The sequence below is a fragment of the Paeniglutamicibacter sp. MACA_103 genome (genome assembly GCF_045798555.1).
Lineage (GTDB): Bacteria > Actinomycetota > Actinomycetes > Actinomycetales > Micrococcaceae > Paeniglutamicibacter.
In genome coordinates this window covers 27,409-46,672 of record NZ_JBIXLN010000015.1, presented here as the reverse complement: position 1 = coordinate 46,672, position 19,264 = coordinate 27,409, and the positions used below count along the sequence as shown (strand labels likewise).

At 65.9% G+C, this 19,264-nt stretch carries 13 protein-coding genes; 10 read left to right on the top strand and 3 right to left on the bottom strand.

Annotated elements, in window-relative coordinates:
- Positions 1 to 245 precede the first annotated feature (245 nt).
- The 8 genes from leuS to ACIPVK_RS09150 all read left to right on the top strand — a co-directional run bounded on the left by leuS (position 246) and on the right by ACIPVK_RS09150 (position 12,836).
- Complete coding sequence (gene leuS / locus ACIPVK_RS09185) at positions 246 to 2,762, top strand: leucine--tRNA ligase (protein ID WP_407611670.1); 2,517 nt, start codon at positions 246 to 248, stop codon at positions 2,760 to 2,762.
- A gap of 22 nt (positions 2,763 to 2,784) precedes the next feature.
- Entirely contained in the window at positions 2,785 to 3,936 is a 1,152-nt protein-coding gene (locus ACIPVK_RS09180; RefSeq protein WP_407611669.1) for a DegV family protein, read from the top strand.
- 103 nt (positions 3,937 to 4,039) lie between these two features.
- On the top strand, positions 4,040 to 4,807 hold the full coding sequence (locus ACIPVK_RS09175) for a helix-hairpin-helix domain-containing protein (RefSeq protein ID WP_407611668.1): 768 nt from the start codon (positions 4,040 to 4,042) through the stop codon (positions 4,805 to 4,807).
- Between the two features lie 466 nt (positions 4,808 to 5,273).
- Positions 5,274 to 6,020, top strand: coding sequence for a hypothetical protein (locus tag ACIPVK_RS09170; protein WP_407611667.1), 747 nt, complete (start codon positions 5,274 to 5,276; stop codon positions 6,018 to 6,020).
- 447 nt (positions 6,021 to 6,467) lie between these two features.
- Complete coding sequence (locus ACIPVK_RS09165) at positions 6,468 to 7,670, top strand: Fic family protein (protein ID WP_407611666.1); 1,203 nt, start codon at positions 6,468 to 6,470, stop codon at positions 7,668 to 7,670.
- 613 nt (positions 7,671 to 8,283) lie between these two features.
- Positions 8,284 to 10,842: a ComEC/Rec2 family competence protein gene (locus tag ACIPVK_RS09160; RefSeq protein ID WP_407611665.1), complete on the top strand. Its 2,559-nt coding sequence runs from the start codon at positions 8,284 to 8,286 to the stop codon at positions 10,840 to 10,842.
- A gap of 63 nt (positions 10,843 to 10,905) precedes the next feature.
- Positions 10,906 to 11,904 (top strand): DNA polymerase III subunit delta, encoded by a 999-nt coding sequence (gene holA, locus ACIPVK_RS09155; RefSeq protein WP_407611664.1) that lies wholly within the window; start codon positions 10,906 to 10,908, stop codon positions 11,902 to 11,904.
- A 350-nt stretch (positions 11,905 to 12,254) separates the two neighbouring features.
- Positions 12,255 to 12,836, top strand: a complete 582-nt coding sequence (locus ACIPVK_RS09150; RefSeq protein WP_407611663.1) for a dihydrofolate reductase family protein — start codon at positions 12,255 to 12,257, stop codon at positions 12,834 to 12,836.
- 137 nt (positions 12,837 to 12,973) lie between these two features.
- Here ACIPVK_RS09150 and rpsT read toward each other — a convergent pair whose 3' ends face one another.
- Positions 12,974 to 13,234, bottom strand: coding sequence for a 30S ribosomal protein S20 (gene rpsT, locus ACIPVK_RS09145; protein ID WP_217387945.1), 261 nt, complete (start codon positions 13,232 to 13,234; stop codon positions 12,974 to 12,976).
- A 328-nt stretch (positions 13,235 to 13,562) separates the two neighbouring features.
- Complete coding sequence (locus tag ACIPVK_RS09140) at positions 13,563 to 15,407, bottom strand: FAD-dependent oxidoreductase (protein WP_407611662.1); 1,845 nt, start codon at positions 15,405 to 15,407, stop codon at positions 13,563 to 13,565.
- Between the two features lie 221 nt (positions 15,408 to 15,628).
- On the opposite strand from ACIPVK_RS09140, the gene ACIPVK_RS09135 reads away from it, so the two are divergent.
- A complete protein-coding gene (locus tag ACIPVK_RS09135; protein WP_407611661.1) occupies positions 15,629 to 16,672 on the top strand; it encodes an AraC family transcriptional regulator in 1,044 nt (347 codons plus the stop codon).
- A gap of 40 nt (positions 16,673 to 16,712) precedes the next feature.
- Here the strand turns inward: ACIPVK_RS09135 and ACIPVK_RS09130 are convergent, their stop codons facing one another.
- On the bottom strand, positions 16,713 to 17,288 hold the full coding sequence (locus tag ACIPVK_RS09130) for a type II toxin-antitoxin system PemK/MazF family toxin (RefSeq protein WP_407611660.1): 576 nt from the start codon (positions 17,286 to 17,288) through the stop codon (positions 16,713 to 16,715).
- 131 nt (positions 17,289 to 17,419) lie between these two features.
- Between ACIPVK_RS09130 and lepA the strand changes: the two genes are divergently transcribed.
- Complete coding sequence (gene lepA / locus ACIPVK_RS09125) at positions 17,420 to 19,264, top strand: translation elongation factor 4 (RefSeq protein WP_407611659.1); 1,845 nt, start codon at positions 17,420 to 17,422, stop codon at positions 19,262 to 19,264.

The following is a 19,264-nucleotide window of genomic DNA, read 5'->3' as shown; positions in this document are numbered from 1 at the left end:
CCGCCCGCGGGCCGGTGCGCGTCCGGAGCGCCCGCGGGGGTCCTGCCCGGTGGGGTAGAATGTGGGCATGAACGCAGTGCTCTTGCTAACCTAGCCGCATGGGATACACCCATGCGGCCGCCCCTTGATTGCCAAGGGGCTTTTGTGTGTCAAGGGGGTCTTCGCCGCCGATGCACCCCCGTTGACCAGCAAGCCGGCCACGTTCCACCCACAGGCGCATGAACAAAAGAAGGCGAAACACGATAGTGAGCACCCAGCCCTCCGGCACCGATACCGCGGACAACGAGTCCACCGCAGCGGCCTACAGCTTCCAGGACATGGAAGCCAAGTGGGCCCCGGTGTGGGACAAACTCGGCGTCTTCACGCCCAAGGACGACGGCAGCGCCGAACGCCGCTACGTGTTGGACATGTTCCCCTACCCCTCCGGCGACCTGCACATGGGCCACGCCGAGGCGTTCGCCATGGGGGACGTCGTCTCCCGCTACTGGCGCCAGCAGGGCTTCGACGTGATGCACCCGATCGGCTGGGACTCCTTCGGGCTGCCGGCCGAGAACGCCGCCATCAAGCGCAACGCCCACCCCTCGGAGTGGACGTATGCGAACATCGACACCCAGGCCGCCAGCTTCAAGCGCTACGCGATCTCCGCCGACTGGTCGCGCCGCATCCACACCTCCGACCCGGAGTACTACCGCTGGACCCAGTGGCTGTTCACCCGTTTCTACGAAAAGGGCCTGGCCTACCGCAAGAACCACCCGGTGAACTGGTGCCCGACCGACCAGACCGTGCTGGCCAACGAGCAGGTCGTCAACGGCGCCTGCGAACGCTGCGGCACCCCGGTGACCAAGAAGTCGCTGAACCAGTGGTACTTCAAGATCACCGACTACGCCGACCGCCTGCTCGATGACATGGAGGACCTCAAGGGCCACTGGCCCGAGCGCGTGCTGGCCATGCAGAAGAACTGGATCGGCCGCTCCGAGGGCGCCCACGTCGACTTCACCATCGAGGCGACCGAGTCCAAGGAAGCCCACAAGACCACGGTCTTCACCACCCGCCCGGACACCCTGCACGGCGCCACGTTCTTCGTGGTCGCCGCCGATGCCGAGCTGGCCAATGAACTGGTCACTGAGGAACACCGCGAGGCCCTGGAGGCCTACCAGGAGAAGGTCAAGGGCCTTTCCGAAATCGAGCGCCAGGCCACCGAGCGCGAGAAGACCGGCGTGTTCACCGGCCGCTACGCGATCAACCCGCTCAACGGCGAGAAGCTGCCGGTCTGGGCCGCGGACTACGTGCTGGCCGAATACGGCACCGGCGCGATCATGGCCGTGCCCGCGCACGACCAGCGCGACCTGGACTTCGCCCGCACCTTCGATTTGCCGGTGCGCGTGGTGCTGGACACCGGCGAGGAAGACCCTGCGGTGTCCGGCGTCGCCACCGCCGGGGAGGGCACGCTGGTGAACTCCGGCGAGCTGGACGGCCTGCCCAAGGCCGAGGGCATCGCCCGTGCCATCGAGATCGTCGAGGCGGCCGGAACCGGCGAGAAGTTCGTGAACTTCCGGCTGCGGGACTGGCTGCTTTCCCGCCAGCGCTTCTGGGGCACCCCGATCCCGATCATCCACTGCGCCGAGTGCGGCGAGGTCCCGGTCCCCGACGACCAGCTGCCGGTGCGCCTGCCCGATGACCTGCGCGGCGAACAGCTCGCGCCCAAGGGCACCAGCCCGCTGGCCGCGGCCGAGGAATGGGTCAACGTGCCCTGCCCGACGTGCGGCGGCGCCGCCAAGCGCGACACCGACACCATGGACACCTTCGTGGACTCCTCCTGGTACTTCCTGCGCTTCGTCTCCCCGGATTACACCGAGGGACCGTTCGACCCGCAGGCGGTGCGCGACTGGATGCCGGTGGGACAGTACGTGGGCGGCGTCGAGCACGCCATCCTGCACCTGCTCTACTCGCGCTTCTTCACCAAGGTCATCTTCGACCTGGGCCTGATCGACGTGAAGGAACCCTTCAGCGCGCTGCTGAACCAGGGGCAGGTGCTCAACGGCGGCAAGGCCATGAGCAAGTCGCTGGGCAACGGCGTGGACCTGGGCGAGCAGCTGGATAAGTTCGGCGTCGACGCCGTGCGCCTGACCATGATCTTCGCCTCCCCGCCGGAAGACGACGTGGACTGGGCCGATGTGTCCCCGGGCGGCTCGCAGAAGTTCCTGGCCCGCGCCTGGCGCGTGGCGCAGGACGTCGCCAGCGCCCCGGGCACGGACCCGGCCACCGGTGACAAGGCGCTGCGCCAGGTCACCCACAAGGCCGTGCACGAGGCCGCCGGCATGCTCGAGGGCGGCAAGTTCAACGTCGTCGTCGCCAAGCTGATGGAGCTGGTCAACGCGACCCGCAAGACCATCGACTCCGGTGCCGGCGCGTCCGACCCGGCGGTCCGCGAGGCCGCCGAGGCCGTCGCGGTCATCCTCTCGCTCTTCGCCCCGTACACGGCCGAGGACATGTGGGCGGCGCTGGGCAACGAGCCCTCGGTCGCCAACGCGGGCTGGCCCGCGGTCGACGAGTCCCTGCTGGTGCAGGACACCGTCACCGCGGTCGTGCAGATCCGCGGCAAGGTCCGAGCGCGCCTGGAGGTCTCGGTGGACATCACCGCCGAGGAGCTCGAGGCCCTGGCCCTGGCCGACGAGTCGGTCGTGCGCTACCTCGATGGCGCGGCGATCAACAAGGTCATCGTGCGTGCACCGAAACTGGTCAACGTGGTTCCCGCCTCCTAGCGGCGGCAGGTAGCCTACAGACATGGACGCCCACCAGCCACCGCCCACCCCGCCGCGGCCCACCCGCACCGGCGGTTGGGTGGGCCGGCTGTGGGGCAAGCGCGGCGCCGAACCGGCCCGCCGTCCCTCCCCGCCCCGGGGATTCGTGCCCGTGGGCGTGGTCACCGATTCGGCCGCGGCGCTGCCCGAGGCCTGGGCGCGGGAAAACGCGCGGTTCCTGCGCGTGGTGCCCATGCCGGTGATGGTCGATGACCAGATCTTCTCCGAGGGCACCGACGACGTGCCCACCGAGCTGGCCCTGGGCCTGGCCATGGGCAAGGCGGTGCGCACCTCGCGACCCGCCCCAGGCCAGTTGCTGCGCGCCTACCAGGAGCTCGCCGACGCGGGGGTGAAGGAAATCATTTCCATCCACCTCTCCTCGGTGCTCTCCGGGACGGTGGATGCGGCACGCCTGGCCGCCGCATCCTCGCCCGTGCCGGTCACCGTCGTCGATTCGCTCACCGTGGCCCTGGCCCAGGGATTCGCGGTGATGGACGTCGCGGAGCTGGCCGCTGCCGGCGCTCCGTTGGCCGAGTTGGAGGCGATGGCCAACCGCGCGGCCGAAAACCACGTGTACTTCGCGGTGCCCTCGCTCGAGCAGTTGCGCCGCGGCGGTCGCATCGGGGCCCTGGCCTCGGTGCTGGGCACGCTGTTGAACGTCAAGCCGATTCTTTCGGTGCGCGACGGGCAGATCGTTGCCCACGAAAAGGTTCGCACCCATTCGCGCACGTTGGCCCGCCTGGTGGCCATCGCCCGCGACGAGGCCGCGGCGCGCGGGCCGGAGGCGCGTCTGGCGGTCCACTATTTCGGAAACCAGGACGCCGCCGAGGAAATCGTCCAGGAACTGGCCGGGGCCTCCCGGTTCGAGGTCCTGGCCGTCCCGGTCCCGGCCGTGCTCGGTGCCCACACCGGGGCGGGAGTGATGGCCGTGGCCATTTCCGGCGGCATCGCGCCCCCGCCACCCGGACCGGCGCGGCACGAGCCAAAGCCACGGCCGGAGCCCAAGGCCAGGCCCGAACCAAAAGTGAAGCCCGAGCCAAAGGGCCGCCGCGCGGCCGCATCTACGTCGCAGGGTTCCAAGGGGTCTGCGAAACCGGTTGAACCGGCCAACCCCGAGGTCCCCGGGACGAACTAGCAACCCCGGTGGCGCCCGTCGTGAGGGGGCGCCGCTTCGTGGTTCTCCACAGCGTGGCACTGGCAGGCCCGAGGGGACCGCAGGATCGTGTGGACTGGAGTGCATGGGCTCTCACGAGTGGGTGGATCATGCGGCAGCGAGCAACCTGGGTCCGGTCCCGGGGCGCCTGCGCGTGCTCATCGGCAGGTCGGCTGCGATCGTCCTGATTCTCGGTGCCCTGACATGGATCTCGGTGTCGTTGCTGTTCAACCCGCCCCCGCGAGCACCCAGCGCCGCGGAGTCCATCCCCTTGGAAGTGGCGGAGACCGCCCAAGCGGGTGCCGCTGTGGATCAGGGCGCCGACGGCGTCCCGCCGGAAACGCGGGGGAGCCCGGAGACGGAGGAAAACCCGCCGGAAACGGGAGCCACCGGCCCGCCGGGGAACGGTGCCAGTGCCGTGGTCCACTTGGTTGGAGCCGTAAAGAAGCCCGGGGTGTATTCCCTGCCCCTGGGATCCAGGGTGCTTGACGCGGTGGAACTGGCTGGCGGGCTGGCGGAGGATGCCGCCCCCGAGGCCATCAACCTGGCGGCACAGATCCGTGATGGCGAACAAATCCGCATCCCGCGCCGTGGCGAAACGCCCGCGGCCCCGGCGCCAGGCACGTCGGACGGCACCAGCGGTCCCGGGGCAGAAGCGGGAAAAACCAACGTGAACACCGCCGACCAGGGCCAGCTAGAGGAGCTCCCGGGCATCGGGCCCTCCCTGGCGGGCAGGATCCTGGAATTCCGGCAGGCCAACGGCCCGTTCAAGAACCTCAGCGAACTTGACGCGGTGAGCGGCATTGGCCCGGCGCTGCTGGGCAACCTGCGCGAACGCGTGGTCTTTGAATGAGTGCAGGAGGGCAGTGGCCGGTGCAGCTGCAAGGTGGCAAGACTCCTGCATGATTCACCGGCCCGGCGTCCGAAAGGCGAGTCGGATGCGGGGCCCCGGCCCGCCACGCGGCCGTGCTGCAGCTTGCCATCGCCAGCACGGCCATGGCGACCTGCGAGCACAGCGAGCTCCTGATCGTGGTGTTCAGCGTCATCTTCGCCTTGCCCATGGGTCGCTCCCTGCGGGCTCTTTGGGCACAACCGATGAACTTCTTCTTCTCCAACCTGCGCTCGTCACATACTTCCTCTGTAGGAATTGCACCGATACCGTCCAGCCACGCGTTATGACGGGCATTTCTCCGGGGTCGAGACGAGCGAGGTCTTACGCTGTTGTTGATCTATGACGAGCTCATGTTTGTAAATCATTTTGCCCATCGCTCTTATGTAGATACGATGGCGTTAAGGGTTGCTGGATTTTTGAAGGAGATTTGCATTTTGCGGCTGATGTCGACCGAGCAATCGAAGGAGTCAATCCAGCAACAGCAGGCGATTGCGACAGGATGGTCATCCAGCGCTACTTCGGCACTGTCAAATACGGCTCGCATTGGCTGTCCGATGAACAATCACAGTCGCATCGCGACCAACAGCAACGGAAATCGGATGGTGCTGACACACGTGCTCAACGAGGTAATGAAATGATCCGGACCCGATTGACCGCCATCGCCGCGGTGGTGCTGATGGCAAGTCTCAGCGGATGCATGCCAAATAATCATTCTGGGGACCCGACCAGCGTGACGACAGTTGACGATGGAGGCGCTGTGGAGAGCGAATTGACATGGCAGGAAGCCAAGGCCCGGACGTTGGCCATGCAACTGGAAATCGCGGAGTTGATTCCTGAAGCCAAGGTCGTCAAGATCCATAACAAGAAAACCGGTACCGTGTTCGGCTGCGGTGAAACACAACATAACTGGCTCGGATCAGCCACAGTTACGTTGATTGAGGGTACTGAACCGGAGCCATTGGTGAAGGATATTGAAGCGCACTACCAGGGGAGCGGTTTCGATATTGAAGCCGATATCGATAGTGCTGGAGACTACCGGGTGCAGTTGGGGTCACCCGGTACGGCTGAGAATTACATCATCAGCGCGGGATGGGATCCTGACACAATTCGCATTGCTTCAGGATCTCCCTGCTTCACGTTGCCCGAGGGTGTCTATCCGTGGAGTGACTTCTAGGTTTCCGAGCTGCCGATGTGCGTTGACCGTGGAGTGACTTGGAGGCGGCTTGTTAGCTGCCCTTCAAGGTCCAGTATGCGTCCTTTCTGGGCCGCGATGACGACGGTAAGTGTTCTGTTGCAGTTATGCAGTCGAGCAGTTCGCCTACTGCGGCGCGCGGGTCGACATCGACCGGGTTAAGAGTGGCAGCAACGTCGGCACGATGGTCGCCTCGCGCCATTTCGGCAATGTAAATTGTCCTACTCGGATATCGACGAGAACGGCAACGTCGTCGTGTGCTAGACCCGTGGCTGATGCCCCTGCCGCAACTTCTTGCAGGTCCCAACGGAACCGGAACGTCCAGCTACGGCCAAAGACGTCCGACCACCTTCCTCATCAGCCTAGTTAAAGTTATCAAGCACGACGCATACCAAAGGATAAGTGAGTATACTTTGGTATGATCGAGCGGTGACCACAGATAAGCAGCCCCGCGACACCTGGCCGGCAACGACTTACGAAGCACATCCGTGGGTGCGCGCCGACACCGACATAGCCTCCCGTCGGGCCAGGCTCCAGGCCCGCGGCGACTACCAGGCCGCCGTCCCGCCGTTCATCGCTGCAACCTTGGTTGCATTGCCCGCCGAGGCGATAGCCTTGGCCGATGATGCGAGCCAGGAGCTCGCCCGGTTCGACGCCGAGGCCGGAATGATCGCGGCTCCCTTCGCGTCGATCCTGCTACGCAGTGAGTCCGCCTCCAGCTCGGAGGTGGAGAACCTCACCTCCAGCGCCAAACAGGTGGCCCTCGCCGAGATTGGCGAGTCGAAGTCTGGGAACGCGCGCCTGGTGGTCGCGAACGTTCGCGCCATGACCGCGGCCATCGCGCTCTCGGATCAGTTAGATGAGAACTCGATCATCGCCATGCACGATGCCCTGCTGCGGGCCACCGCACCCGAGTATGTCGGCCATTGGCGCGGCGAGCAAGTATGGATCGGCGGCGGCAGCATCTCGCCGCACGCTGCAGCGTTTGTGCCGCCCCACCACACGCGGGTTCCAAGCCTGATGGCCGACGTGGTCGCATTCGCCGAGCGTACTGACGTGCCGGTGCTTATCCAGGCGGCGATCGCACACGCGCAGTTCGAGACCATTCACCCTTTCCCTGACGGCAACGGCAGGACCGGACGGGCCCTGCTTCAGGGCATGCTCCGACACGGCGGCTTGACCCGCAATGTCACCGTGCCCGTCTCGGCGGGGCTCCTGCACGACACCGATGCTTATTTCCGCGCGCTGACCGAGTACCGGGCCGGGAACCCAGGCGCCATTGTTGCGGCCATTGCAGAAGCATCCTTTGCTGCGATCCGGAACGGCCGCAAACTCGTCGACGACATCCAGACCGCCGCTGCGCGCTGGGATGACCTGGTCGTGGCCCGAAGCGACTCATCCGTACACCAGGTGAAGGGCTTCCTGCTCCGCCAGCCCGTGGTGAACGCAAAGACCCTGGCCAGTGAGTTGCAGATCAGCGAAGTCGCCGCACAGAACTCCATCGACAAGCTGGTCGACGCCGGGGTGCTTACCCAGACCAACACCGGCCGCAGGAACCGCATCTGGCAGGCGCCGGAGATTCTTGCCGCACTCGATGCGTTCGGTGCACGGGCCAGGCGCCGCCGCGGCTGAGAGCCGCAAAGCCCAATGTTCGACACTCGCAGAAAGATCTGCGCATGCCCATATCCGCCAGTTATCTCGGGGAGCACATTAAGTCCTGGAGCATGGGAACCGAAACGTGGGCCGAGCCGAGGCGGATCTACCGTACTTCGGGCCCAACCATGGCCTGCGGCCAAAGCAGTGTCCCGAAGCGGATGCCCCGTGGGCAGCGCCGAAGATGCCCTGGAGACCGACTGCGGCCCCTGCTTCAATGACCCGACCGCCTGGATCTGGACCACCGACGAATTTGGATTATGACCACCAGGTATTGCGGGCAACGCTGGATGCTCGCTGATTACTCCTGGGCGTTGGCTGCCCGGGACCATTCGTGGCGCTTGGGTTCGATGCAGTATTCGATGGGGTTGCCGACCGGCGTCGTTGCCGCCAGCCTCCTTTATGTGCGACCGCCTGTCCGAAACCACCCATGAAGCCGGTTGAATCGGCCAGACCGGGCCCACGGTGCGCCTTGGCAGCAGTGCCGATACCGTGCTCCTTCCTGCTGCCGATTCCCGAAAGGCACCGTTGTTCTCCACAGCCGGGCGCCGCCCGAACCCCATGGCAACGGTGGGCGTGTGGAATTAGTGGCATGGGCTCTCAGCAGTGGGGCGATCGTGCCGCGAGAATCAAGCGGAACCAGGTTCCGGTCCTGGGCCGGCTTGCAGAATCCCTGCGCGCTGCACTGGCCCGGCGGCCGAAAGGCGAGTCCGATCCGGAACCCGGGCGTGTTGACCTGCGCGGGTGCTGGGCGCTGGCCGGATCCTGGGCTGCAGCGCTGGGCGGGGTGCATCTGGGGCAGATGCACCAGGCGTTTTGGGCCGTGGGCTTGTGGCTGCTGGCCGGAGCCGGGGTCTTGGCGTTGCTCCGTCCTCGGCACGGGCGCCTGGGACCGTCCGCGACACCCAGTTTCGCCGCACCAGCCCTTTGCTGTGCCGCGGCGGCCTTGGTGTTCACGCAGCTGGTTTTGACCGGTGCCGGCGCCAACCCTGTCGCGCTTGACCAGGCGGCCCGGGACGGGAATCCGGTGCGCATCCAGCTGGAGTTGACCGCGGCCCCGCGGGCTTCGATGCAAACGGACAAATTCTCCGAAGACGCCCGGCCGCACCAGCAGTTTACCGTCGAGGCACGAGCCGTAGCCGTCGCCGGAAACGGCAGCTGGCGGGGTTCCGGGGTGCCGGTGCGGCTGAGCTATCCCGAACCGAGGGCCCCGCACGTCCCGTTGACAGGCGGCAGTGCTGTGGAGGTGATCGCCACGGTCGCTGCCAGCGAGCCGGGGGACCGTCAGAGCTTCTGGCTCAACGCCTCCGCCGACCTTCTGCCGCTGGGAAGACTTCCGGCGCCGGGGGTGTTCGAGGAATTGCGCGGACGCTTCATCGGCGCCAGCGCGGCACTGCCGCAGCCTGCCCGGGCGCTGCTTCCGGGCATGGTGTTCGGGGACCGCAGCGGGGCGGACGAGGCCCTGAATGAGGCCATGAAGGTGGCCGGACTTTCACATTTGAGTGCTGTCAGCGGGGCAAATTGTGCCATGGTGCTCGGGTTCGTTTTCTCCCTATGCCGCTTGGTGGGCCTTGGCAGGGCTCCCACCTTGGTGCTGGGCCTGGCTGCGTTGCTCGGTTTTGTGTTCCTGGTGGGCTACGAACCCAGCGTGCTGCGCGCGGCGGTGATGGGCACCATCGCGGCCGTGGGCTTGCATGCTTCCCGCGGCAGGAATGCGCTGGCAGCCCTGACCCTGGCCGTGGTGTTCCTGCTGGCCGTCGACCCGTGGCTGGCCGGCGAACCGGCTTTCCAGCTTTCCGTCCTGGCCACCGCGGGCATCGTGGTCATCGGCCGACCAATGGCGGCACGGTTCAACCGGTGGATGCCGGCCATCCTGGCCGAGGGGACGGCGATTGCCCTGGCCTCGCAGATCGCCTGCCTGCCGGTTCTGGTGGCGCTGAACCCGGCCTTCTCGCTGTACTCGGTGCCGGCGAATCTCCTGGTCGCCCCCTTTATTTCCCTCATCACCGTGGCGGGGACGCTCGCCGTGGTGGTCCTCTCGTTGTTCCCGCCGGCGGGCATGGCGTTGGTGTGGATTGCCGGCGTGCCGACCATGGTGGTGGGCCTCGTGGGAACCTGGATCGCGTCGCTGCCCGGTGCTCTGCGTCCGTGGCCGGTCGGGGTGGCGGGCGTCCTGCTGGCCTGGGGAATCGTCCTGGGGACCCTGATCGGACAGGGCCATGTGAATCCGACAGCGGGGTCCTGGCGATCGCGCAGTGTGCTTGCCGCGCAAGGCGTGGTGACGGGGGTGCTGTTGGGCCTGCTGCTGCCGGTCACCGCGCTGGTGCCGGCACCTGTCGTCGACTGGCTTGTGGTTGCCTGCGACGTCGGCCAGGGCGACGGCTTGTTGATCAACGCCGGGGATTCCGGGGCGGTGGTGGTGGATACCGGGAAGACCCCGGAGGACATTGCTGCCTGCCTGAAACGGATGCGAGTCAAGAAGGTAGCCGCCCTCTTCATCACCCATCGCCACGCGGACCACGACGGCGGGATTGACGGGGTGGGTGCCCGGCGGCCCGTGGACAGGTTCTACTACTCGGCGGCGGACGATCCCGCGGATCCTCCCCGGCTCACCGATTCCCGGGGCACTCGGATAACGGCCAGCCAGCTCGGATCCGGGGCGAGAGGAACCGCCGGGCCGGTGGCCTGGCGGGTCCTGGGTCCGATCCCGGACGGCGTGTTCACCGGCGAAAACGACGCTTCCTTGGTCGTCCGCTTCGAGATCGAGGTGGACGGATTGCAGCGGCCGATTTCCCTCCTGGCGACCGGGGACATGGAGGATGAGGCCATGGACCAGCTGATCGACAACGGGCTGATCGAGCACGCCGACATCCTGAAGGTGTCGCACCACGGCGCCGAAAACGGTGGTGTGCGCACGGCACCGACTGTACGCCCGGCGGTGGCACTGATCAGCGTGGGTGCAGAGAACACCTACGGCCACCCCTCGGACGAGGCCTTGCGTGCACTCGAGGAGAACCAGGTGGCCGTCCTGCGCACCGACCTGCGCGGCACCATCATTGTTGGCTGGGACGGGGAGATGTTGCGGGTCTCCTCGCTGGGCCCGGATCCGGGACGGACACCGACACGAACGCCGGCCACGAGCGGTGGGTGATGGAGGTTTTTCCCGATGGAGATAGGATCGATGGGGTTCGTAAGCACTAGGTAAAGGTCGATCATGGCAGCGCCACGAGGCACATCCAAGAACGCGGGCATTTCATGGCGGTCAGTGGCCCCCGCCCCGTTGATCCTGTTGCAGGGTGCCGAGGAGATGCTCGCCACGCGGGCCTTCGAGACGGTGCGCAGCACCCTTCGCTCCGAGGCGGAGATCGAACTGACCCGCTTCGAGGCAAACAGCTACGAGCGCGGCGAAATGCTGCTGGCCTCCAGCCCGTCGCTCTTCAGCGAAACGAAACTGATTGAGGTCCGTGGGCTGGCCACCATGAACGAGGATTTCCTCAACGACGCACTTGCCTACGCGAAAGCCCCGGTACCCGAGGTCACCTTGGTCATGCACCACGGCGGGGGAGTGCGCGGCAAGAAACTGCTGGATGCGCTGAAGTCCGCCGGAGCGGTGGTGGTTGACTGCCAGCCGCTGAAGAAGGACGCGGAAAAGATCGATTTCGTGGCCCAGGAATTCCGCGCCGCCAAGCGCAAGCTCACCGCGGAGGGCGCCCGCGCCCTGGTTGCCGCCCTGGGCAGTGACCTGTCAGAGTTGGCCGCCGCCTGCTCGCAGTTGTTGCAGGACACCACCGGCGCCATCGACCAGGACATGGTGGACAAGTACTATGGCGGCCGCGTGGAGGCCACCGGATTCAAGGTGGCCGATGCCGCGTTGGCCGGCCGCGCCGACATCGCGCTGAGCACCCTGCGCCACGCGCTTGCCACGGGTACCGACCCGGTGCCCATCGTTGCCACACTGGCCATGAAGTTGCGTCAGGTCGCCAAGGTCGCGGGGGCGCGCAAGTCGTCCGGGCAGCTTGCCAGTGAACTGGGCATGCCGCCGTGGCAGGTCCAGCAGGCGCAGGAACAGGCACGGCATTGGAACGTGGATGACCTGGCGCGCTGCATCCGGTTGGTGGCCGAGGCGGACGCGCAGGTCAAGGGTGCCTCGCGCGATCCGGAGTACGCCGTGGAACGGGCAGTGACCCAGATTTCGCTGGCCGCACGACGCTAGGACCGAGTCTGCGTGGTGGTCCGTGGCTGCCACGGGCAATCCTCGGCACGTTCCATGTCCGGCAAAGAGCATGACGCGGTGCCTGCCGAAAACCATGAATGGCCACTACGGACGGTTGACGAGTGCCGGTAAACCGATGGCCGGCCCCATGCCACTGCCCAGAGGTACGTGGCTGGCGGCTGGCGCGTCGACTCCGCAGAACCGTCTGGCACCGGCAACCCGGTGATGCCCGAATCCTGGCTCAACGAAGCCTTGCGGGCGGACGTTGCGGACATTTCTCCCGGTGCCGTGAACCGCTGCTTCGAAGAACCGCTGCTAACATGGGGAACCCCAAAGCAGAGGAGTGTCCCGTGGGCAAGGTGGTCATGTACGGCTCGGTGTCGGTGGATGGCTTCATCGCGGATAAGAACGACCAGCCCGGAGACTTGTTCGACTGGTTGACCGGAGGTGATGTCCCCTTGGACGAGAGCGGCGTCTTAAAGGTGTCGCAGGCTTCCTATGACTACACGCGGCAGTACTGGGACCAGATCGGGGCGACAATCGTCGGCCGTCACGTATTCGACCTGACCGGAGGCTGGGACGGGAAGCCCCCAGCCGGGGTCGACCACGTGGTCGTCGTGACGCACCGGCCGAAGCCCGAGGGCTGGGACTCCGAGGCACCGTTTCACTTCGTCGACGGCGTCGAGGTGGCCGTGGCCAAGGCGCAGGAGCTTGCTGGTGACCGCATCGTTGAGGTCGCCGCCGGTGACGTCGGTGGCCAGGTGCTGGCCGCTGGCCTGGTCGACGAGGTGCGTATGGACGTCGCACCCGTAGTGTTCGGGTCAGGCAAGCGCTACTTCGGGTCGGTCCACGGACAGCACCTGTTGGAGGATCCCGACACGGTACTGCAGGGCAGCCGGGTGCTTCACCTGCGCTATCGGGTGCGCCGCTGACTGATCTGGGCGGGTACGCCTAGAAGGGCACGACGAACGGACAACTGGGAAGAGCTGCCCTGATTTGTTAAACACGAAAGGCTCCCTTTCCCCTAGATATGGAGGAAAAGGAGCCTGACGCTTCAGTGAAGCAATCCTTAGAGGGCGTTAACCTTCTTGGAGATGGCCGACTTGTGGTTTGCTGCGTTGTTCTTGTGCAGCACACCCTTCGTGGCGGCCTTGTCGATCTTGCGACCTGCTGCAACCAGGGCAGCTGCTGCTGCATCCTTGTCTTCGGCTGCAACGGCAGTGTTCACTGCGCGGATTGCGGTGCGAAGCTCGGACTTGACGGCAGCATTGCGCTGGCGCGACTTCTCGTTGGTGAGAATGCGCTTCTTCTGGGACTTGATATTAGCCACTGTATTAAACTCTCTTGCTCATCGCTTGTATGGTCGGTGAGGGATATCTTCCGGGCCATTGACTGAGCGGCGTGGGGATACCTATGGCGACCCGGGAGAAGTGCCCGTCGACCTGCGCGGACACACAAGAAATAATACTAGCAGGTTCGGATGGCCATCACGAGTCGATACCCCCCGCCGGGACTGTGAGCTACGCCTGCCGTGGCGAAGCGGGGCTCACGGGTCTACCCATGCATGGGATCGTGCCGAAACGGAAACGGAAACGGAAACGGCCGGCCCCAGCCCTGAGGGCATGGGGCCGGCCGCACGCAAGTTGCTCCCGGCAAGATTAGTGCGCGGGCTCCATCAGCTCGTCGATCGAAAGATTGGGTCCGGGGGTTTGGAGACCCAGGATCGATGACAGCACGTCCAAGAGCGCGGTCTGGGGGTCCTCGGCCATGCGATGCGATCGCCATCCGATGTGTTTGTCGGGGCGGACCAGGATGACGCCGTCTTCCTCGACCTCGCGCTGGCGCAACCAATCGCCGTAGAGATCCTGCACCTCCAGCCCTTCGCCGATGACTACCGCGGCCAGTTCGATGCCCAGTCGGGCGCCAACTTCCGCCGCCGCATCTGCCCACGCCCGGCCGGTGATGCCGGTGAAGATCGTGAACTGGGTTCCCTTGGCAATGTCATGGGTGGAGAATTTCCGGTCCCTGTCGCCGATCCAGGCGTGCGGCAGGCGCAGGCCCGGGTAGGTCGACTTCTGGTGGTGGAGCATCGGGTCGTCCATTTGGACGGGGCGTTCTCCGCCGTCGGACACCACGGCGCTCGACTCGTAGAACTGGCCGATCTCCGTGCCTTGGGCGTTGAACTCGTAGTCCTTGTTGTCCAGGGCGGCCCGCAGCGCCTTGCGGCGTGCCGCGCCCTCGGGGGAGTTCTCCTTGCGCAGCTTGAGCTTCTCGACGAATTCCTCGTCGGTGGCTGCGTCGGTGACACCCAGGGCATCGAAGATCGGCTTGTACTCGCGTCCGGAGTCGTTGGCGCGGGTGACGATCTGCTTGGCCACGGGTGCCCGTTCGACCGAGTAGGTCTCCAGCAGCTCCTCGCCGGCTTGGCCCTTGATGACGGCCGCCAGCTTCCAGGCCAGGTTGTAGGCGTCCTGGATGGAGGTGTTGGAACCCAGCCCGTGGCTCGGCGGGTGCTTGTGGATGGCGTCTCCCGCGCAGAAGACGCGGCCCTTCTGCAGGTGCGTGGCGTATTGCTCGTTGTTGCCCCACAGCGAGTAGCCCAGGATCTCGACCTCAAGGTCGTCGATGCCCACCAGGTTGCGGATGACCCGGATGGCCTCGTCGTTGTCGAGCACCGGAGGTTCGCCGTTGATGTCGAACCCCCAGCAGATCAGCCATTCGTTCCAGGGGCGGACCATGCGGATCAGTCCGGCGCCCAGGCCGCCGATGTTGGAGCCCGGATTGAAGACCCAGTAGAGGATGGAAGGTCGGTGCGCCGCCAGGTGGGCGAGGTCCGCCTTGAAGGTGATGTTCATGGAGCCGCCGATGTCCATGGCGCCTTCCATGGGAAGGTCGATGTCCGCTGCGACCTTCGAGCGGGCGCCGTCGGCACCGATGAGGTACTTGGCGCGGATCGTGTACTCGTGGCCGGTGAGCCGGTTCAAGACCTGTACGCTCACACCGTCGGCGTCCTGGGTGTGGGAGAGGTACTCGGTGGAGAACTGCGTCTGGGTGCCGCGCATGGTCGCGTTCTTGAGCATGATCGGTTCCAGCAGCGTCTGCGGAATGTCGCAGGGCATCGAGGGGGAGGCCAGCTCGTAGTCCGCCCGGCGGTCCGGGCGGAGCCCCCAGGTGGGGCGGCGCCCGATTTCCTCGCCCGCCATCGACTCGCAGTACACGGTGTCGCCCATCAGTTCGTGCGGCGTCGCCTCGGCCAGGACCTGGTCCTCGATGCCGGCGTCGCGCAGCACCTCCATGGTGCGCTGGTTGGTGATGTGTGCCCGCGGGGTGTTGGCGGTCCAGCGGTACTTGGTGATCATGATGTTTTCGATGCCCTGGTTGGACAGGAACAAGGCGGCCGAGCTGCCGGCCGGGCCGGAGCCCACGATCAGGACGTCGGTCTGGACGACGTTCGCGGTCTGCGGAGTAGCGGTATCGGAAATTCCATCATTGAAAACAGGCATTGGGTGCCTCTCTCGCTTGGGCTGGTGCTCACGGCCCGGGGTGGGTGGAGCGGTGCATGCCACGAGTGTTGCAGGTCACAAGTGCGCCGTGGGTGGCGTTTGGCTCCGATGGCCGTCCAGTTCCAAAAGATGTCCGCCAAGTGCAAAAAGCCAGAGGGTGCCTGAGGTCTTCGCTGGAAGGGCTATCGGCCGACTGTGATTGAGGATACAATTTTGGGTCCATGGGCGAGAACCAAGATGATGTCTGCCGGGCATCCGTTGCCGGGCGCGGAACAGAGGGCGAAGCTGCGCCCTCCCCGCCGGTGTCCAGGCAGGCCAGGCAACTGCGGTTCAGCACCAATGGCATTCCGGCAACGAACCGGCTCGAGTTGTGGGAGAACCACAATGCCAAGGCACTGATTCCCCTGGACATCAGGACCATGGATGAGTCCCCGCTTGAGGCCAGGGAGATCAGCCTGGGCTACGGGTCGCTCAGGTTTGGGGGCGTCACGGGAAGCGCCCAGGTCGTGGAGCGGAGCGAACGTTTTATCCGCCAGAATCCCACGGATGCGATTGCCGTCTTCTTCACCCTGCGCGGGGAGGCGCTGTTCTACCACCGTGACGGACACGAAGTCATCAAGCCGGGCCAGGCCATCGTCTGCGACGCCGACCGACCGTTCATGCGCGGATTCAGCAAGGGCTTGAAGGAAATGGTCCTCACCATCCCGCGCGAGGACTACCTGGAGCTCTCCGGGGGCGAGCCGCTGCTCAAGCCCCGGATCATTGAATTCAACCAGGGGGCGGCGTCAAACCAACAAATGCGGGCGCTGGCCGGACTGGTCAGCGACACGCTTTCCGGGCAGGCGGGGGAGAAGGCCTGCCCCGAGGGCTCGGTCAGGGACCTGCTCGCACTGCTGGTTTCCGGAAATGACGGCGGGTCCGGTGCCGGGTACCTGGCCGCCGCGCATAGCCACATCGAAGACCATCTGCGCGACCCGGAACTCGGGACGGCCCGGATTGCCGCCGCCATCGGCATCAGCGAGCGACACCTGTCACGGATTTTCGCCGAAGCGGGCGAACCGCCCGGTGCCTACGTCAGGGAGCGGCGCCTGGAGCTGGCCCGGGAGCTGCTCACGGATCCGGGCAGGCAAGCGACGTCGGTGGGGGCGGTCGCCCTGCAGGTCGGGTTCGCGTCGCAAAGTTATTTCACGCGCGCCTTCAAGTCCCGGTACGGCATCACGCCGCTGGCATTGCGCCGGGAAGCGCTCCCGGGCGCGTCGCGGTAGCGCCGGCGGGGTTGTCCGAACGTGCCGCGGCGGGGAAGGTTCAGGCCGCGGAGAGCCGTTCCGCGACGCGTGCAAAGGCCTGCTGTCCCAGCACTGCACCCTCGCGCCGGATCCCGGCCTCGTGCAGGCGAATGATCCGATCCACCTTCACCTCGCTGGGGCGGCCCTGCCGGTCCCAGGCGCCGGTGCCGATGTCGACGTAGTCCCGGTCGTGTGTGCGCTCGTTGTTGCGGTCCTTGGAGGTCAGCATCAGCGCGAGCAGGTAATCCCCGTCGCGCCCGACCAGCAGCACCGGCCGGTCCTTGCCCTGGGAATGGTCCTCTTCGTAGGGCACCCACGCCCAGACGATTTCCCCGGGATCGGGCTGCCCGTCGGCCTGCGGCGAGTAGCTGGCGTTCACGGCACCCCGGAAGTCCCCGGGATAGCCGCCGAACTCCCAGCTGCCGGCCTGTGCGGGTGCCTGTGTCGGGGCCGAAGGCCGCCGCCGCGTCGCGGTGGAAGCGGGACGCTGGCCAGCCGGGCGGGCGGTGCCGCGCTGCTGCCGGGCCGCGCCGCGGAGCGCGGAGGACAGGGCGCGGCCCAGGAACCTGAGGACAGAGGCTGTATCGAACTTCATGTGGTCAAACTACCAGTTGGGCAGGCAGCTGAGTCGCAATGCGACACCGTGCCCCAATCATGGGAGAATGGCCTGTGCGAAGAATTTCGCACCCCCGAACATTTTCGTCCCCCATTAGCGAGGTCCCTTACGTGTCACCCATGGCCCGCACCGCACCGGTGCCTGCCGCGACTGATCCGGCGATCATCAGAAACTTCTGCATCATCGCCCACATCGACCACGGCAAGTCGACCCTGGCCGACCGGATGTTGCAGCTCACCGGAGTCGTCTCCCAGCGCGATATGAAGGCCCAGTACCTGGACCGGATGGACATCGAGCGCGAACGCGGCATCACCATCAAGTCCCAGGCCGTCCGCATGCCGTGGGAGGTCGACGGCCAGTCCTATGCACTGAACATGATCGACACCCCCGGGCACGTCGACTTCACCTACGAGGTTTCCCGCTCCCTGGCCGCCTGCGAGGGCGCAATCCTGCTGGTGGACGCCGCCCAGGGCATCGAGGCCCAGACGCTGGCGAACCTCTACCTGGCGATGGAGAATGACATGACGATCATTCCCGTGCTCAACAAGATCGACCTTCCGGCAGCGCAGCCGGAAAAGTACGCCGCCGAGATCTCCAAGCTCATCGGCTGCGACCCCGAGGACATCCTCCAGGTTTCCGGCAAGACCGGCATGGGCGTCGAGGCGCTGCTGGACAAGGTCGTCCGCGACCTGCCGGCACCGGTCGGCGACCCCAACGCACCCGCCCGCGCCATGATCTTCGACTCCGTCTACGACACCTACCGCGGCGTGGTGACCTATGTCCGGGTCGTTGACGGCAACCTCTCGCCGCGCGAGAAGGTCCAGATGATGTCCACCGGCACCGTCTACGACCTGCTGGAAATCGGCGTATCCTCCCCGGAGCCCAAGCCCAGCAAGGGCCTGGGCGTCGGCGAGGTGGGCTACCTGATCACCGGCGTGAAGGACGTGCGCCAGTCCAAGGTCGGCGACACCGTCACCAACTTCGCCAAGCCGGCCGAAAAGTCGCTCGGCGGCTACCAGGACCCGAAGCCGATGGTCTTCTCGGGGCTGTACCCGATCGACGGCTCGGACTACCCGGCATTGCGCGATGCGCTGGACAAGCTGCAGCTCAACGACGCCGCGCTGACTTACGTCCCGGAAACCTCCGTGGCGCTGGGCTTCGGCTTCCGCGTGGGCTTCCTGGGCCTGTTGCACCTGGAAATCACCCGCGAGCGCCTCGAGGCCGAGTTCAACCTCGACCTGATCTCCACCGCACCCAACGTGGTGTACGAGGTCATGACCGATGACAAGAAGCTGCGCACCGTGACCAACCCGAGCGAGTTCCCCGACGGGAAGATCCTCGAGGTCCACGAGCCGATGGTGGCCGGCACGATCCTGGCGCCCAACGAATTCGTCGGCGCCATCATGGAACTGTGCCAGTCGCGCCGCGGCGTCATGCGCGGCATGGACTACCTCTCCGAGGAACGCGTGGAGATCCGCTACTGGCTTCCGCTGGCGGAAATCGTCTTCGACTTCTTCGACGTGCTGAAGTCCAAGACCCGCGGCTACGCCTCGCTGGACTGGAAGGCCGACGGCGAACAGGTCTCCGACCTGGTCAAGGTCGACATCCTGCTCCAGGGCGAACAGGTCGACGCGTTCAGCGCCGTCACGCACCGCGACAAGGCGTACGCCTACGGGCTGATGATGACCCAGAAGCTGCGCGAACTGATTCCGCGCCAGCAGTTCGAGGTGCCGATCCAGGCAGCCATCGGTTCGCGCATCATCGCCCGCGAATCCATCCGCGCCATCCGCAAGGACGTGCTGGCCAAGTGCTACGGCGGCGACATCAGCCGCAAGCGCAAGCTGCTGGAAAAGCAGAAGGCCGGCAAGAAGCGGATGAAGATGGTCGGCCGCGTGGAGGTTCCCCAGGAAGCCTTCATCGTCGCCCTGTCCTCCGACGAGCCCAAGAAGAAGTAG

Excerpts from the sequence above, each read along its gene's own strand:
- ACIPVK_RS09175 (WP_407611668.1), top strand. The coding sequence starts at position 4,040 with ATGGGCTCTCACGAGTGGGTGGATCATGCGGCAGCGAGCAACCTGGGT.
- ACIPVK_RS09160 (WP_407611665.1), top strand. The coding sequence starts at position 8,284 with ATGGGCTCTCAGCAGTGGGGCGATCGTGCCGCGAGAATCAAGCGGAAC.
- ACIPVK_RS09140 (WP_407611662.1), bottom strand. The coding sequence starts at position 15,407 with ATGCCTGTTTTCAATGATGGAATTTCCGATACCGCTACTCCGCAGACC.
- ACIPVK_RS09135 (WP_407611661.1), top strand. The coding sequence starts at position 15,629 with ATGGGCGAGAACCAAGATGATGTCTGCCGGGCATCCGTTGCCGGGCGC.
- ACIPVK_RS09180 (WP_407611669.1), top strand. The coding sequence starts at position 2,785 with ATGGACGCCCACCAGCCACCGCCCACCCCGCCGCGGCCCACCCGCACC.
- holA (WP_407611664.1), top strand. The coding sequence starts at position 10,906 with ATGGCAGCGCCACGAGGCACATCCAAGAACGCGGGCATTTCATGGCGG.
- ACIPVK_RS09130 (WP_407611660.1), bottom strand. The coding sequence starts at position 17,288 with ATGAAGTTCGATACAGCCTCTGTCCTCAGGTTCCTGGGCCGCGCCCTG.